The 16,128-nt window shown below is 65.1% G+C and carries 16 protein-coding genes; 2 read left to right on the top strand and 14 right to left on the bottom strand.

Features of this window, described 5'->3' with window-relative positions; all coding sequences use genetic code 11:
* Nucleotides 1–39: 39 nt before the first annotated feature.
* The 13 genes from HOP59_RS03820 to HOP59_RS03760 form a co-directional block, all read right to left on the bottom strand.
* Nucleotides 40–1,008, bottom strand: coding sequence for a TRAP transporter substrate-binding protein (locus tag HOP59_RS03820; RefSeq protein WP_234238473.1), 969 nt, complete (start codon nt 1,006–1,008; stop codon nt 40–42).
* Between the two features lie 97 nt (nt 1,009–1,105).
* On the bottom strand, nt 1,106–2,137 hold the full coding sequence (locus HOP59_RS03815; RefSeq protein WP_234252878.1) for a zinc-binding alcohol dehydrogenase family protein: 1,032 nt from the start codon (nt 2,135–2,137) through the stop codon (nt 1,106–1,108).
* Between the two features lie 13 nt (nt 2,138–2,150).
* Nucleotides 2,151–3,362, bottom strand: a complete 1,212-nt coding sequence (manD, locus tag HOP59_RS03810) for a D-mannonate dehydratase ManD (RefSeq protein ID WP_234252877.1) — start codon at nt 3,360–3,362, stop codon at nt 2,151–2,153.
* Nucleotides 3,363–3,427: 65 nt separating this feature from the next.
* Nucleotides 3,428–4,849 carry a glucuronate isomerase gene (uxaC, locus tag HOP59_RS03805; protein WP_234252876.1) on the bottom strand — a complete coding sequence of 474 codons (1,422 nt, stop codon included), beginning with the start codon at nt 4,847–4,849 and terminating at the stop codon, nt 3,428–3,430.
* 31 nt (nt 4,850–4,880) lie between these two features.
* Nucleotides 4,881–6,170, bottom strand: coding sequence for a TRAP transporter large permease (locus HOP59_RS03800; RefSeq protein WP_234252875.1), 1,290 nt, complete (start codon nt 6,168–6,170; stop codon nt 4,881–4,883).
* Complete coding sequence (locus tag HOP59_RS03795; protein WP_181515530.1) at nt 6,167–6,658, bottom strand: TRAP transporter small permease; 492 nt, start codon at nt 6,656–6,658, stop codon at nt 6,167–6,169. Before HOP59_RS03795 ends, HOP59_RS03800 begins: the two co-directional genes overlap by 4 nt.
* A gap of 98 nt (nt 6,659–6,756) precedes the next feature.
* Nucleotides 6,757–7,716 (bottom strand): C4-dicarboxylate TRAP transporter substrate-binding protein, encoded by a 960-nt coding sequence (locus tag HOP59_RS03790; protein ID WP_234252874.1) that lies wholly within the window; start codon nt 7,714–7,716, stop codon nt 6,757–6,759.
* Between the two features lie 109 nt (nt 7,717–7,825).
* Nucleotides 7,826–8,560 (bottom strand): GntR family transcriptional regulator, encoded by a 735-nt coding sequence (locus HOP59_RS03785; protein ID WP_234252873.1) that lies wholly within the window; start codon nt 8,558–8,560, stop codon nt 7,826–7,828.
* A gap of 208 nt (nt 8,561–8,768) precedes the next feature.
* On the bottom strand, nt 8,769–9,575 hold the full coding sequence (locus tag HOP59_RS03780; protein WP_234252872.1) for an ABC transporter permease: 807 nt from the start codon (nt 9,573–9,575) through the stop codon (nt 8,769–8,771).
* Nucleotides 9,572–10,459, bottom strand: coding sequence for an ABC transporter permease (locus HOP59_RS03775; RefSeq protein ID WP_010629520.1), 888 nt, complete (start codon nt 10,457–10,459; stop codon nt 9,572–9,574). Before HOP59_RS03775 ends, HOP59_RS03780 begins: the two co-directional genes overlap by 4 nt.
* Entirely contained in the window at nt 10,452–11,618 is a 1,167-nt protein-coding gene (locus HOP59_RS03770; protein ID WP_234252871.1) for an ABC transporter ATP-binding protein, read from the bottom strand. Before HOP59_RS03770 ends, HOP59_RS03775 begins: the two co-directional genes overlap by 8 nt.
* A 228-nt stretch (nt 11,619–11,846) precedes the next feature.
* Nucleotides 11,847–12,962 (bottom strand): substrate-binding domain-containing protein, encoded by a 1,116-nt coding sequence (locus HOP59_RS03765; protein WP_234252870.1) that lies wholly within the window; start codon nt 12,960–12,962, stop codon nt 11,847–11,849.
* Nucleotides 12,963–13,130: 168 nt separating this feature from the next.
* Nucleotides 13,131–14,210, bottom strand: a complete 1,080-nt coding sequence (locus HOP59_RS03760) for an NAD(P)-dependent alcohol dehydrogenase (protein ID WP_010629523.1) — start codon at nt 14,208–14,210, stop codon at nt 13,131–13,133.
* Between the two features lie 218 nt (nt 14,211–14,428).
* Here HOP59_RS03760 and HOP59_RS03755 point away from each other — a divergent pair, with 218 nt between their 5' ends.
* Nucleotides 14,429–14,872: a YybH family protein gene (locus HOP59_RS03755; RefSeq protein WP_010629524.1), complete on the top strand. Its 444-nt coding sequence runs from the start codon at nt 14,429–14,431 to the stop codon at nt 14,870–14,872.
* Nucleotides 14,873–14,895: 23 nt separating this feature from the next.
* Here HOP59_RS03755 and HOP59_RS03750 read toward each other — a convergent pair whose 3' ends face one another.
* On the bottom strand, nt 14,896–15,462 hold the full coding sequence (locus tag HOP59_RS03750; protein WP_234252869.1) for an NnrU family protein: 567 nt from the start codon (nt 15,460–15,462) through the stop codon (nt 14,896–14,898).
* Nucleotides 15,463–15,658: 196 nt separating this feature from the next.
* Here HOP59_RS03750 and HOP59_RS03745 point away from each other — a divergent pair, with 196 nt between their 5' ends.
* Nucleotides 15,659–16,126: a DUF2243 domain-containing protein gene (locus HOP59_RS03745; protein WP_234252868.1), complete on the top strand. Its 468-nt coding sequence runs from the start codon at nt 15,659–15,661 to the stop codon at nt 16,124–16,126.
* Nucleotides 16,127–16,128: the final 2 nt, after the last annotated feature.

The following is a 16,128-nucleotide window of genomic DNA, read 5'->3' as shown; positions in this document are numbered from 1 at the left end:
AATCGGAAGGAATGGGCGGGCCTGGCCCGCCCGGTCGGTTCACAGGTTCTGGATGGCGTCGAACAGCTCACGCTGCTCGTCATTGAGGGCCGCTTCCACCGCCGGTCGCGCCTTCTCGGCGAAGGCTTCGGTGTCGACCTCGACGAACTCCATGCCGCGCTCCTGCAGGGCCTGCTCCAGGCGCTGCTGATCCTCCTCGAACAGCTCGGCCTGATAGACCTGCATCTCCTGGGCTGCCTCGCGCACGATCTGCTGCAGCTCCTCCGGCATGCTCTCGAGCCGGTTGCGGCCGATCACCACGTAGATCCAACTGCGCACGTGGCCGGTCAGGTTCACGTAGTCCTGCACCTCGTTGAAGCTGGCGCTCTCGATCAGGCTGAGCGGGTTCTCCTGGGCCTGGATGGTGTTCTGCTGCAGGGCGGTGAACACCTCGCTGAAGGCCATCGGCGTGGGACGTGCACCCAATGCCTCCCAGGTGCTGACGAACAGCGGCACGTTGGGCACCCGCAGGCGAATGCCGTCGAGGTCGTCGGGGTGACGGATCGGCCGGTTGGAGGTCAGCTCCCGCGGGCCGCGCTCGAACCAGGCCAGCGGCACCAGGTTGGCGCGCTCGGCGATCTGCGCCTCGATCTGTTCGCCGATCTCGCTTTCCACCGCCTGGCGCAGATGCTCGGCGTCGCGGAAGGCATAGGGCACCGCCATCATGGCCGCCTTGGGCGCCCAGTTCTGCAGGCTCTCGCCGGTGATGGTCATGTCGGCGGTGCCGAGCTGGATGCTGTTGATGAGATCCATCTCGTTGCCGAGCTGCTCGTTGGGATAGAGCAGCACCTCGATACGGCCGTCGGAGTTCTCCTCGACCAGCTCCTTGAAGCGTTCGGCGGCCTGATGCCAGATGTTCTGCTCATTGGCCAGGTGGCCGAAGCGCAGCGTGACCTCGGCAGCCAGCAGGGATTGGCTGCCGATGAGAGCCGCCCCGAGGACGGCGCCGGTGACGAGTCGTTTGAACATGGCGTTACTCCTTCTTCGTACTGGTTGTTATTGCTGTGTTGTTGTTGCTGTTATGGGGCATCGCGAGCTTGCGATGCCGCTGTCGCCTCGAGCTGGCTCAGGTACCGGTATCGGCACCGATACCGATCAGCACCTTGCGAGCCCTTTCGGGATGGTGATCGAGCATGTGGATGGCACCGGGCATGTCGTCGAAGGGCAGGCGATGGCTGACCAGCGCCAGCGGATCGAGACGCCCCGAGGCCATGCGCTCGAGCACCTCCGGAAACTTGCGGTTGTTGAGCCGCGAGCCGACCAGGGTCAGCTCCTTCTTGATCACCTCCAGTTGCACCAGGTCGCTGGGAGTGGGATTGAAACCGAGCAGGCCGATACGCCCCGCCGGCGAGGCGATGCGCAGCATCTGCGGCAGCAGCGCCGGCACGCAGGCGGCATCGGCAATCAGCGGAATGCCCTCGCCGCCGGTCAGCTCGCTCACCTCGACCTCGACATTCTCCTTGCCGTGCCAGATGCGCGTGGCGCCGAGCTCCCGGGCCGTGGCCAGGCGCTCCTCGATCAGGTCGATGACGGTGATGTCCTCGATGCCCAGGGCGCGAGCCATCTGCAAGATGGTCAGGCCGATCACCCCAGCACCGTAGATCAGCAGGCGGTCGCCGCGCAGCGGCTGCATCCGCTCCAGCACGTTGGCGGCGATGGAATAGGGCTCCACCAGCGCGCCGGCTTCCAGCCCCAGGCCCTCGGGCAGCAGGTGGATGTTGGCTGCCGGCACGTTGACCCACTCCTCGAAACCTCCGTCGCGGTGCACGCCGATCACCTGCAGCGCGCTGCACACGTTGGGGCGGCCGATGCGGCACGGGTAGCAGCGCCCGCAGCTGACCACCGGGTCGATGCACACCCGGGCGCCGATCTCGATGCCCTCGACGCCCTCGCCCAGCGCCTCGACCGTGCCGGCGAACTCGTGTCCGGTAATGCGCGGGAAGCGTACGAAGGCGTTGTCGCCATGGATGATGTGCATGTCGGAACCGCAGATCCCGGCGAAGGCCACCTTCACCAACACCTCGCCGGCAGCGGCACGGGGCGCCTTTGTCTCGACGACGGCATAGTCCAGCGGTGCGTTGACCTGAAAGGCTTTCATCGGTGCGCTCTCCTCACCAGTGCCAAAGCGTGCCGTCTTCCAGCCGGTTGACCGGCAGGCTGGCGCGCTTGTAGGGGTACTGCTTGGCCAAGGCCTCGTCGATGTCGACGCCGTGCCCAGGCGCCTCGCCGACCAGGAAGTGGCCATCCTCGAAGCGGTAGTCGTGGGGGAAGACGGCGTCGGTTTCCGCGGTGTGGGGCATGTGCTCCTGAATGCCGAAGTTGGGCACCCAGGTGTCGAAGTGGACCGCCGCGCCCAGGCACACCGGCGACAGGTCCGTCGGACCGTGGAAGCCGGTACGCACGTGGTAGAGCGAGGCCAGGTCGGCGATGCGCCGCACGTGGGTGATGCCTCCGCCGTGGGAGAGCGGCGTGCGGATGTAGTCGATCCACTGGTTCTCGAGCAGCTCGCGGTAGTCGTGGATCGAGTTGAACACCTCCCCCACCGCCAGCGGCGTGGTGGTGTGCTGGCGGATCAGGCGGAAGCTCTCCTGGTTCTCGGCCGGCACGCAGTCCTCGAGCCAGAACAGATGATAAGGCTCTACCGCCTTGCCCAGGCGCGCCGCCTCGATGGGCGTGAGCCGATGATGTACGTCGTGCAGCACGTGCAGCTCCTCGCCGAAGCGCTCGCGTACCGCGGCGAACAGCTTGGGCACGTGGTTGAGGTACTTCGCGGTGCTCCACACATGCTCGGCGGGCAGCTCGGAGTCCGCCGGTTCGTAGCGCTCGCCCTCACGCTTGGCCACGCCGTAGATCGTCGGGATGCCGGGCACGCCGGCCTGCACCCGTACGGCGCGATAGCCGAGCTTGACGTGCTTCTCCACCTCGGCCAGGCAGCCTTCGATGTCCTTGCCGGTGCAGTGGGCGTAGGTCATCACCCGCTCGCGGCTCCTGCCGCCGAGCAACTGATAGAGCGGCATACCCGCCGCCTTGGCCTTGATGTCCCACAGCGCCAGGTCCACCGCCGACACCGCCGCCATGGTCACCGGCCCCCGACGCCAGTAGGCGCCGCGGTAGAGGTAGTGCCAGATGTCCTCGATGCGACTGGCGTCGCGCCCGATCAGGGCGGGAATCACGTGCTCCTCGAGATAGGCCACCACCGCCATCTCACGGCCGTTCAGGGTGGCATCGCCGATGCCGTAGGTGCCCGACTCGGTGACGATCTTGAGGGTGACGAAGTTGCGCCCTGGCGAGGTGACGATCACATAGGCGTCGCTGATTTTCATGGTTGTTCCGTCGCAGTCATGGGGATGAGGGCTTCGCATCAGGGGCTTGGCATCCGGGGCTCGGCTCATCGCTCGAAGAGATAACGCTGCACGTTGTCGTAGCACACCGCCCGCACCAGCTCGCCGATACGGTCGAGATCGTTCGGCAGTTCGCCGCGCTGGATCTGCGCGCCGAGCATCTGGCAGAAGATGCGGCGAAAGTAGTCGTGACGGGAGAACGACAGCAGGCTGCGCGAATCGGTGAGCATGCCGACGAAATGACGCAGCAGGCCGAAGTTCATCTGGGTGACGAGCTGGCGCTCGATGCCGTCGCGCTGGTCGTTGAACCACCAGGCTGCACCGAACTGCAGCTTGCCGGGAATGCCGTCGCTGGCGAACGAGCCGACCAGGCTCGCCAGCATCTCGTTGTCGCGGGGGTTGAGGTTGTAGACCACGGTGCGCGGCAGCGCCCGCTCGCGGTCCAGCGCATCGAGAATCGCCGCCAGCGGCTCGGCGTAGGTCACGTCGCCGATGGCATCGAAGCCGCTGTTGGCGCCGACCTCAGCCAGGCCGCGCCGACTCAGGCTGCGCAGCGCACCGAGATGGAGCTGCATCACCCAGCCGCGGCGGGCATACTCGCGCCCCAGCCACAGCAGCACTGCGGTGGTGAAGGAAGCGCTCTCGTCGCTACTCAGCGCTCTGCCCTGGCGGCGACGCTCGATCAGCCGGTCGAGTTCGGCCGTGCTCGGCGGTGCAACGAACACCGGCTTCTCCAGGCTGTGGTCGGAGAGGCAGCAGCCGTGGGCGGCGAAGTGCTCGAGGCGCTGGTAGAGCGCCGCCAGCAGGTCGTCGTAGCCGCGGATGGCCACCCCGCTGGCACGCTCCAGCTCGCCGAGATAGTCGACGAAGCCGGCCTGCTCGATCTTGAGCACGGTGTCGGCACGGAAGGTCGGCAACATGGCGAGGACCGCCCCGCTCTCGGCATGGCGCCGGTGCAGCGCGAGATCGTCCACCGGGTCGTCGGTGGTGCAGACGGTGCGCACGTCGAAGCGCTCGAGGATGCCCTGGGCGCTAAGCTGTGGGGTGGCCAGCCGATCGCGTGCGGTTGCCCAGATCTCCTCGGCGGTGGCCGGCGAGAGCAGCGTGTTCTCGATGCCCAGCGGATGGCGCAGCTCCAGGTGGGTCCAGTGGTAGAGCGGGTTGCCGAGGCAGTGGGGCACCGTTTCGGCCCAGGCCTGGAAGCGCTCGCGGTCGCTCGCCTCGCCTGTGATGCGCTGCTCGTCGATGCCGGCGATGCGCATCGCCCGCCACTTGTAATGGTCGCCCTTGAGCCACAGTTCGGTGAGGTTGTCGAACTGCACGTTGCCGGCGATCTCTTGCGGGCTCAGGTGCGAGTGGTAGTCGCAGATCGGCATGGCCGCGGCATGCTCGTGGTAGAGCCGGCGTGCCGGCTCGTTCTCGAGCAGGAAATCCGGCCCCATGAAGGCGATCTTGTCGGTGAAGGCCATTGAACCCTCCATAGTTATCGCTCGCTCATGCTCAGCCCATCAGCCAGTTGGGCAGGAACAGCACGATGTCGGGGAAGAAGATGATGCCGAGCACCACCACGAACACCGCCAGGGCGAAGGGCAGCAGCTCGCGGCTGTAGTCGAAGAAGGAGCAGCGCAGGATGCCGCACACGGTGTACATCGAGATGCCCACTGGCGGCGTCATGCCGCCGAAGGTCACCAGTGTCATCATCAGCAGGCCGAAGTGCACCGGATCGATGCCGGCGGCCTTGATCACCGGCACCAGGATCGGCGTGAGCAGCATCACTACCACGGTGGCCTCGAGCAGCATGCCGAGCAGTACCAGCAGCACGGCCAGGGTCAGCAGCAGCGCGGTGGGACTGGCGAAGACGCCCAGGGTCAGCTCGGCGATGGTCTGCGGCACCCGCTCGAAGGAGACCACGTAGCCGATGATCCCCGAGAACATGATGATCAGCATGATCATGCCGATGTCGCGCACGCTGGCGTGCATCGCCGTGAGAACGTCGCGCAGGCCCATCTCGCGGTGGATCACGCAGCCCACCAGCAGTGCATAGGCCACGGCGAAGGCCCCCGCTTCGGTGGGCGTGAACAGGCCATAGCGGATACCCACCAGCAGCCATACCGGGAACAGCAGTGCCCAGATACTGCTGCGCGCGGCGGCGAGCACCTCGCGCCCGCTCGGCAGCTTTTCGCGTACCGGTGCGTAGCCGCGCCGCTTGGCGACGAAAAAGGTCGTCACCATCAGCGCCACCATCAGCAGGAAGCCGGGCACCACGCCGGCGATGAACAGCCGGCCGATGGAGACCTCGCCCAGGTAACCGTAGAGGATCAGGCCGATGCTCGGCGGAATGGTGGCGGTGATCAGCCCGCCGATGGCCAGCACCGCGCCGGAGAAACCCGGGGTGTAGCCCTCCTGGATCATGCCCTTGCCCAGCACCCGCGATTGCATCGCGGCATCGGCCACCGCCGAACCGGACACGCCGCCCATCAGGGTGCTGAGCACGATGCTGGCCTGGGCCAGACCACCGCTCATCCAGCCGGCCAGCAGCGTGGAGAGCCGAATCAGCCGCGGCGTGATGCCGCTGGCGTTCATCAGGTGGCCGATGAAGATGAACAGCGGCACCGCCAGCAGCGGGAACGACTGAGTTGCCGAGACAATGCGCTGCACCCCGATGTTGGTCGGCAGGAAGGTCTCGGGCAGGAAGAAGTAGGTGAAGCCGGCAATGCCGATAGCGAAGGCCACGGGCATGCCGATGGCCATCAGCAGCAGCCCCAGGCCCAGCAGCAACGCGGCCGTCATGAGTGCTTCTCCACGATCTCGCTGTCCGGCGCCAGGCTCATCACGATGCCCTTGGCTGCTACGCGGCGCAGCAGCGAGACGATCATCAGGCTGGCCCCCACCGGCAGCGCCAGGGTGATGTAGCCGTAGCTCAGCCCGGCCACGCCCATCGGGCGCTGCCAGTTGGATAACGCCAGGGGAAAGCCGTAGCGCACCAGCAAGGCGAGAAAGCCCAGCATCAGCACCAGGCACAGCCCGGTGACCAGGCGCTGCAAGGGCAGCGGCAGCCTGATGGCCAGGGCGTCGATGCGTACCTGGCCGCCGTGGCGCAGGGTGATGTCGGCCCCCAACACGGCGGTCCAGATGAACAGCAATTGGGCCAGTTCGGCTCCCCCGGCGAAGGGTTGGCCGATGGCGCGAGCCGTGGAACTCGCCAGCAACGTGAGGGACGTCGCGCCCAGCAGCACAACGGCGAGCCAGGCCTCGAGTCGGTCGTACCAGTACCACATGTCGAAGGTCCTCGGAGCCGGAGTGCCTCCGGCCGATTCCATGGAACGGCGTGCAAGTCGACCGCCCCTTGCCGCCGAGGCGACAAGGGGCGTCAGGCTCACTCTCCGGCAGTCAGCTGGTCGCGATACTGGCCGTAGCCGAGTTCGTCGTAGACGCCGCCGACGCGCTCGCGGAACAGCTCGACGTCCACCTCAGTGAAGGTTACCCCTTCCGCTTCCATGCGCTCGCGCACGGCATTCTGGGCATCGGCGGTGGCTTGGCTGGCCTCTTCACCGGCGCTCTGCAGCTCCTCGTCGAGAATCGTGCGCAGCTCCTCGGGCAGCGACTGATACCACTGCTCGGAGGTGGCGATGCCGGTCATCAGGTGGATATGGCCGGTCAGCGCAATGTGGGTGATCACCTCGTGCAGGTTCTGGCCCTCGGCGGCGGTGAGCTGCGCCTCGGCGCCATCGATCGCCCCGAGCTGCAGCGCGGAGTAGACCTCCGACCAGGGCAGCGGCGTGGGCGTGGCACCCATCGACTCAATGGTACGCAGCCACACCGGCGAGTTGATGGTGCGCACACGCACGCCGCGCAGGTCCTCGGGCGCCTCGACCAGCTTCTTGGTCAGCATGTGACGCGAGCCCTGGAACCAGTTGTAGTTGAGCAGGCGCAGGCCACTGCTGTCGGCCAGCCCCTCGACCCACTCCTGATAGAGCTCGGACGAGGTGATCCGGTCGTAGTCGGTGTGATCCTCGACCAGGTAAGGCGCGCTGAGAATGCCCAACTCCGGCTGGTACTCGGAGAGCCGCCCGGCATCGATCAGAATGGCGATGTTGGCGCCACTGCGGATCTGCTCGACCACGTCCTCGTCGGAGCCGAGCTGGCTGTTGGGAAAGACGCGCACGGTCAGCTCACCTTCCGAGCGCTGCGCAATCGCCTCACTGGCACTCTCCATCGCTTGCACGATTGGGTCCTGGGAGCTGAGGGCGGACGAGAGATTGAGCTGGTAGGCGGCCTGGGCGGCGTTACCGGCCAGCAGCAGTGCCAGTGCGGGAACGAGGGTCTGGACATTCATGACGGGCTCCTGTGTCTTGTTATTACTGTGGTCTGGTCGCTTCATTGGCCTTATTTGCCTGTCGCAGCGCCGGCCAGGGCGCTGCCTGTTCATTCCTGCTTCTGCCAGTTCATAGTTCTGCCAAGGGGGCCGCGGCGGCGGTCGTCGTCTCGAACATCGTCGGGAAACGCCGCTCCAGCTCCGGCAGGGAGAGCAGGATTTCGCGCTGATGCGCAGCCATGGCCTGGGCGGCCTGCTCCGGTTGGCGTGCGGCAATGGCCGTTACCACGGCCTGGTGCTGGTCGGTGAGCTTGGCGATCGGCGTCGAATCCGGGACGCTCAAGTAGCGGACCCGGTCCAGCTGCGCCTTGACGTCCTCGATCACGCGCCACGCCATGGTGTTGCCCACCTCGAGCGCCAAAGTACGGTGAAAAGCTTCATCGAGCAGGTAGAAACGGTCGTGATCGACGGGATCGATGCAGCCGCGCTGGCGCTCGATCAGCTCGTTCAGCTCCCTCAGCACCGCAGGAGCCAGGCCCTTCTCGGCGGCCTCCCGGGCGATCGCCACCTCCACCGCCTCGCGAAGGAAGCGTGCTTCCAGCACGGCCTGACGCGAGATCCGCACCACGTAGGTACCTCTCTGGGGGCGCACTTCCACCAGCCCCGCCTCGGAGAGCCGAATGAAGGCTTCCCGCACCGGCTGGCGGCTGACGGCAAAGGCATCGGCGAGCTCCTTCTCGGACAGCGCCTGGCCGGGCTCCAGCACCATGCGGATGATCGACTGGCGCAATACCTGGTAGAGCCGCTGGCGCACCGAGTCGCTCTCGCGGGTCTCCTGCCATAGCGTTTGTAGGGTCTTGTTCATGGATCTATCCCGAATCGCGTGCGAAAAGGCGCTGCCGCCAACTGACACAACTAGTATGGTAGTTAGACTAGAAAACAGAAAGGCTCGCTCGACTAGACTTTGGTCGAGTCCGGAGTTCGACGTTCGATGAGAAAACGAGGAAGCGTTACACGAGGACAGGGGCGGCCTCGCGGCCGCCCCTGTCCGTTAGTTACAGCAGCTACACCAGTTACACCCCTTGCACTGCACGTGCGGCCTCGCGCCGCCGCTTGAGCTCGTAGATGGCGGCAAACAGCACCGTCACCAGGATCAGGATCAGCCCCAGGGCGTTCACCGCCGGCGTCAAACCGGTGCGCACCTTGGAGGCGATGTAGACCGTCAGAGTAGTGTCGTAGCCCACCACGAACAGGGTGGTGTTGTAGTTCTCGAAGGATTGCAGGAAGGCGATCACCGCCGCCGAGTAGAGCGCCGGCTTGAGGTACGGCAGCAGGATGCGCCGAAACATCTGCCACTGGCTGGCGCCGAGGTCCAGCGCGGCGCGTTCCATGGTGCGGTCGAATCGCTGCAGACGCGCGGTGACCATCAACATCACGTAGGCGGCGATGAAGGTGGCCTGACCCAGCACGGTGAGGAAGATGCCACCACTGACGCCGAACTGACGCCAGAAGATCAGCGTGGAGATGCCGATGATCACCCCGGGGGTGAGCAGCGGCGAGAGAATCAGGGCGTACAGGAACGGCTTGGCGCGACTGGTCACGGTATTGAGAAACAGCGCCGTGGCGATGCCGATGGGCACCGCCACCACCAGCACCCCGGTGGCCACGATCAGGCTGTTGGCGAGCGCCTGCCACATGCCGCGGTCGGCGGCCAGCTCGCCGAACCAGCGCAGCGTGGTGCCGTCCCAGGGCGTCACGGTGGGGAAGCGGCTGTCGTTGAAGGTGGCCGCCGCCATGATGATCAGCGGCAGGAACAGATAGATGAAGAAGATCACCACGTAGAAGCGCAGGCCGAAGGCGAGGAAGCGTTGCGAACTCATTTTCCGATATCCCCCAGCCCCACCTTGAAAATCTTCATGATGAGAGACATGAAGCCGATGCACAGCACCAGCAGCAGGAAGGCGTAGGCCGCGCCCTGGTTCCAGTTGCCGCCTTCGAAGAACCAGTTGTAGATGATCTGAGTGAACCAGCGGCTGCCCGGCGAGCCGAGCAGCGCCGGCACGGCGTAGCTGCCCGCCGCCAGCATGAAGGTCATGATGCAGCCGGTGGCGATGCCCGGCTTGGCGTGGGGAATGACGATACGTCGATGGGTGCGCACGGTGCCGGCACCGAGATCCCGGGCGGCGCGCACCTGGTTGTCGTCGAGGCTCTCGATGGCGTTGTAGACCGGAAACACCATGAACAGGATGTAGGCGTAGACCATGCCCACCATCACCCCGCCGTTGCCGCTAAGGAAGCGGATGGGCCGGTCGATCAGCCCCAGCATCATCAGCACCTCGTTGAGCGGGCCGCGAAAGGCCAGGATGATGAACCAGGAGTAGGTGCGCAGGATCTCGTTGATCCAGAACGGGATGATCAGCAGCAGGATGCACAGCGCCGCCTGCCGCGGGGTGGCCACCTTGGCCAGGTACCAGGCCAGCGGATAGCTCACCGCCAGCGTCAGCAGCGTGACCAGCACGCTCGACCAGATGGTCTTGAAGAAGATGGTGCGGTGGATGTCGTTGTTGAACAGGGTGGCGTAGTTGGCCAGCGTGAGCCGATCGTCGGGCCCGCCGATCTGCGCCGGCAGCAGGTTGGGCCGCAGCGAGTACTCGATCATCTGCAGTTGCGGCAGGGTCACCATCACGATCAGCCAGATACCCAGCAGGGTGACGATGGCCATCGCCAGTGGCCCGCCGAAGCGGGCCCGCAGTTGCCTAAACATGGGTACCCCCTGCCGACGCCGGGCGCCCTTCCACGACCTCGCCGGTCTCGTCCACCACCGGACTGCCGTCGTCGGGCAGCACCACGGCGTCGGCCGGATCGAAGCCGAAGGCGAGCCGCTGACCCACGCTGAAAGCGCCGGCCTGACTGCGCGAAAGCTCATGGCCGAGTTGAACGCGCAGCTTCTCGCCCGAGGCGATCAGGCGCGTCTCGAGCATCACCCAGGCGCCCTCGAAGTGCACCGCCTCGATCTCGGCTTCGAGCTTCGGGCCCGAGGCCTGAGGCTCCACCGGACGCAGATGCTCGGGCCGCACGAACAGCACCGCCGCCTCGCCGTTGCTCAGACGTGCGGTACCGCTCACCCGCCCCGCCAGCTCGCCCAGGGCACCACCGTCGAGGCGCACCCGCTCGCCTTCACAGTCGATCACGCGCGCCTGGAGACGGTTGTTCTCCCCGACGAAGGCGGCGACGAAGCCGGTGGCCGGCTGGCGATAGAGCGTCATGGGGTCGGCGACCTGCTGAATGCGCCCGGCCGACATCACCGCCACCCGGTCGGACATGTTCAGCGCCTCGCCCTGGTCGTGAGTGATGTAGATGAAGGTGATGCCGGTCTTGCGCTGGATCGCCTTGAGCTCGGTGCGCATGTGCTGGCGCAGCTTGAGGTCGAGCGCCGAGAGCGGCTCGTCGAGCAGCAGCACCCGGGGCTCCACCGCCAGGGCACGGGCGATGGCCACGCGCTGCTTCTGCCCGCCGGAGAGCTCGGTCACCATCTTCGGGCCGCTGCCCTCCAGCGCCACCAGCGCCAGCAGACGCTCGGACACCTCACGCCGCTTGCGCTTGTCGACCCCGCGCACCTCGAGACCGAACTCGATGTTCTCGAATACGGTCATCAGGGGGAAGAGCGCCAGGTTCTGGAAGATCATCGCCGTGGGCCGGCGATTCACCGGCACCCCGGCCATGGGTTCGTCACCGATGTAGACCTGCCCTTCGCTGGGTACGAGAAACCCGCTGACGATGTTGAGCAGGGTGGTCTTGCCGCAGCCCGAGGGGCCGAGAAAGCTGAAAAATTCGCCTGAGCCTATCGCAAGCGAGGTCTTCTCGATGGCGGTGAAATCGCCGAAGCGCATCACCACCTCGTCCAGTCTGACGCTACCGTCCATTCAATGACTGCCTATGTTCTGTATTGCTGATTCTTTTGACACCGTAGCGTCAGGGGGTAAAGCGGCTTCGATATCTCATCGAAGCCGCCTTTTAGAGCTACTTGCGGAAAGTCGGCGAGCGATGGCCAGACTAGGCAAAAATCAGCGAAAGAGCGGAGTTTACTGTAGTAAATGAGCATCTTGAGCTGATTTTTAACGACGTATGGCCGAGCGCAGCCACTTTCATCCCTAAGCGCTGAGATAGCGATCCTGGTACTCGTTGCGCAGTGCCACGTACCACGGCTCCTGGATCGGCCACCACCACAGGTTGGCCAGGTCCTCATCGGTGTAGGAGTCGGTGAAGAACTGGCGCGTCTCCTCGGGCAGTAGCTCGGTGGCGCCCTTGGAGGTGGAGTTGTAGCCGGTGGCTTCGGCGAACATGGCGCCCGCCTCGGGGGTGTAGTACCAGTTGATCAGCTCGTACACGGCGTCGGGATTCTGGGCATTCTTGGGAATCACGAAGCCCTCCATCCACGCCATCGCGCCTTCCTTCGGCGCACCGTAGGCGATGTCCTCGCCCTCCTGGCGCAGGCGGAAGGCGGTGGAGTCCCAGGTCTGGCCGATGACGGCACCGTTGGTGCGGAAAGCGGCCTGGGCCTCGTTCTCGGTATTCCAGAACTGCACCAGCATCTGCTTGTGCTTGACCGCCTCCTCGAGGATCACGTCGAAGTTGGCGCGCATGGCCTCCTCGCTCTTGTAGGAGTCGAGCAGCGGGTAAGGCAGCCTGCCCTCGCGCTCCAGCCACAGGCCGATACCCACTAGCGCCGAGTGGCCACGCACCGTCACCCCCTGGCCGTGCTCGGGGTTCCACAGGTCGGCATAGCTGAGGTTGGCGCGGTCGATATCGACGAAGCGGCGATGCCAGGTGATGGCCTCGGTGCCCCAGTCGCTGGGGGCAAAGAAACGCTGACCGTTGACCACGCCACCAACCTCGGAGCCCTCGATGGCGCTGTCGAGTGCCCCGGACCAATTGATGCGCGATTCATCCAGCGGCTGAATCAGGTCGTAATCCAGGTAGCCCGGCACACGGTCCACGGTGGGCATGATCACGTCGAAGCCCGAGCCGTCGGAGGCGCGCAGCGAGTTCATCAGCTCGTCGTTGGTGCCGTAAGGGGTGAAGGTGGCGCGGGTGCCGGTCTTCTCGGTGAAGTCGGCCAGCATCTCGTCGGTGAAGTAGCCCGCCCAGGCATAGATGCGCAGGGTCTGCTCCTGGGCCAGCACCTTGTTGATGTAGAACGAAGGAACGGTGGCGACCGCGCCGGCAGCCAGGGTGCCTTTGAGGAAACGGCGGCGAGTGAACGACATGACGAGCTCTCCATGAGGAACTTGCACAGGTGACAAAGGCGGGGTTCTGCCCCCGCCCCTTATCGCGTGACTTCATGACGAGAGGATGAACATTGAATGACCGTTCAATCCCATGTAACGAAGAGTAGCAGCCTGTGCAGAAAAGAGCGTATGCCGTTTCAACGCTATTCAGCTTGCTTGTATCGCCACCTTCAAGACGCCATCGCGCTGATGCGAGAAGAGGTCGTAGGCCTCGACGATATCCTCCAGCGCATAGCGGTGCGTGACCATGGGGCCGAGGTCGATACGCCCGGTTTCGATCACCTGCATCAGCCGCCGCATGCGCTCCTTGCCGCCGGGGCAGAGCGAGGTGACGATCTTGTGGTCTCCCAGGCCGGCACAGAAGGCGCCCAACGGAATGGTGAGATCGCTCGAATAGACGCCCAGGCTCGATAGGGTACCGCCCGGCTTGACGACCCGGAGCGCAGCTTCGAAGGTGGATTGCAGCCCCAGCGCCTCGATGGAAGCGTCCACGCCACGTCCGCCGGTGATGCGCAGAATCTCCTCGACCACGTCGACCTTACGGAAGTCCAGGGTCACGTCCGCGCCCATCTGCCGCGCCATGGCCAAGCGCTCATCGACCCCATCCACGACGATGATCAGCCCGGCACCGCGCAGCCTGGCACCGGCCGTGGCGCACAGACCGATGGGCCCCTGGGCGAACACCGCCACGCTGTCGCCGATCTTGATGCCCGCGGATTCGGCACCGGCAAAGCCGGTCGACATGATGTCGGGACACATCAGCACTTGCTCGTCGGTCAGTCCATCGGGCACCGGGGCGAGGTTGGCCTGGGCATCCGGCACCAGCAGGTACTCCGCCTGGGCGCCGTCGATGGTGTTACCGAAGCGCCAGCCGCCCATCGGCTTGTAGCCGTGAGCATGGTGGCCGCCGTCTTGGGCGCAGCAGCCGTCCTGGCAGGCATAGGAGGTGAAGCTGGGGCAGATGGCACCGGCGATGACCCGCTGCCCCTCCTGGTAACCGCGTACGTTGGCGCCCAGCTTCTCGATCACGCCGACCGGCTCATGCCCGATGGTGAGCCCGCGCTCGACCGGGTACTCGCCCTTGAGGATGTGCACGTCGGTACCGCAGATCGTGGTGGTGGTGACGCGGATCAGGGCGTCGTTGGGGCCGATGTCGGGTATCGGCTTGTCGTCGATCTCGATGCGGCCGGGCTCGACGAAAATGGCGGCTTTCATCATGGCAGGCATGGCGTGGCGTCCTCATGTCATCTGGTCGTTGACGAAGAGAGATTCCTTACTGGAACTATCCGTCACGAGGGGCCTACACCCCTTGACACAGATCAAGATAGCCAAGATCGCCTGGAGCAGGATCGCCTCCCGTCAGCCGTGAGTCGATTTCAGCGCCATCCGAACGACAGGAAAGTGCCAGACTGAGAATTGATCCAGGCGAACCGAGGAGAGACCCCATGACGACTCATGCCAGCCTATCCGCCGAGGCGGCGGTACTGGAACAGCTGGAAAGCTGGGCGGCCGCAGTGCGCGCCCAGGATGTCGACGCCATCGTCGCTCACTATGCCCCGGACATCGTCGCCTTCGATGCGGCGATGAAGCTGCAATTCAAGGGGGTGGCGGCCTACCGCGACCACTGGCAAACGTGCGTGGAGATGTTCCCGGGGCCGATGGTTCTCGAACTGCACGAGGTGACGATCCATGCCGATCACCAGGTGGCCTTCTGCCACGCTCTGCAACGCTGCGGCGGCACCGATGCCAAGGGCGAAACCCAGGCGGGATGGCTACGCTTGACCAGCGGCTACCGGCGCATCGAGGGCGAGTGGAAGGTGGTGCACGAACATTTTTCCGCCCCTTTCGACATGGAAGGCGACAAGGCATTGCTCGACCTCGCTCCCTGAGGTCGGCCCCAGTGGGCGATTCGCTACATCACCGGCACGCCGGTCACCCAAACGTGCAGGTGGAAGGCGAACAGGTAATACGCGATCAACCCACCGACGACGGTAATGGCCGTGCCGACCGGGCGCGGCGTCACCACGGGCGCCGGCTGACGGCGCCTGGCGGCACGGAAGTCGAGCACCGCCCACAGCAGGAAGGCGCCGAAGAAGATGATGTCGCCCAGACGACCGTTCGCCAGCAGGTGAGACAAGGCCCACACCTTCACCGCCAACACCATGGGGTGCCCCAGCTTGGCCTTGATGTGGTTGTTGGGTACATAGGCCGCCACCAGCAGAATAAAGGCGGGGATCATCAGCAGCGCTACGGCATGACGTAGGCCCACCGGCGGGAACCATACCCAGATGGGGTCGATACGCATGCGCCCGAAGCCCCAGATCGCCAGTGCCAGACCAGCAATGGAGACCACCGAAAACAGCGCTTTCCAGCGCATCTCCCCCAGGCGGCGTATCTGCTCGCTGCGCCAGTCCTCGGCGAAGATACGAACGGAGTGGGCACCGAGAAATATCACGAGGCCAAGAATCATCACGAGCATGGGTGGCTTCCTGTGCAAAGCGTATTGGGGCGGCGAGCCTCACGGCTGCCGACAATGAAACATGATGCAGCTTAACCATACTGATGAGTTACACCAACTTTCCCAGGCAGCGAAGTCTGCCGTGAACACTACTGCCGGCTTGCACCACGACCGGGCTGGCCTACCTTGAGAGGAGCCATCACGCGCAAGGATGCCCATGACGACTCCGTCTTTCCACTCGCCCAAGGAGAGGGGCGCTCGCCGCTCGCTCTGGTCCGCCGTACTGGTCGGCGCCGGCGTCATGGCCGGCATCGACGAAATCGTCTTTCACCAGTTGCTGCAGTGGCACCACTTCTTAGACCACGCCACGCCGACTATCGGCATCGTCTCCGATGGCCTGCTGCATGCAGCGGAACTGCTCGCCATCGTGATTGGGGCGTTTCTGCTGATCGACCTGGCACAGCGGCGCAGACTGGCGACGCACTGGGCCTGGACCGGCTTTTTCCTCGGCATGGGCGGCTTTCAGCTCTTTGACGGTATCGTCAGCCACAAGCTGCTGCGCATCCATCAGATCCGCTACGGGGTCGATCTGTTCTATTACGACCTGATCTGGAATCTCTCCGCCCTGGCGCTGCTGCTGGTGGGCGTGTGGCTCTATCGACGCGCCAGACGGCTGGACCGCTGAGC

The sequence above is a fragment of the Billgrantia aerodenitrificans genome (genome assembly GCF_021404405.1).
GTDB lineage: Bacteria > Pseudomonadota > Gammaproteobacteria > Pseudomonadales > Halomonadaceae > Halomonas > Halomonas aerodenitrificans.
The sequence above is the reverse complement of the archived record's forward strand: the minus strand, read 5'-3'. Positions and strand labels throughout refer to the sequence as shown.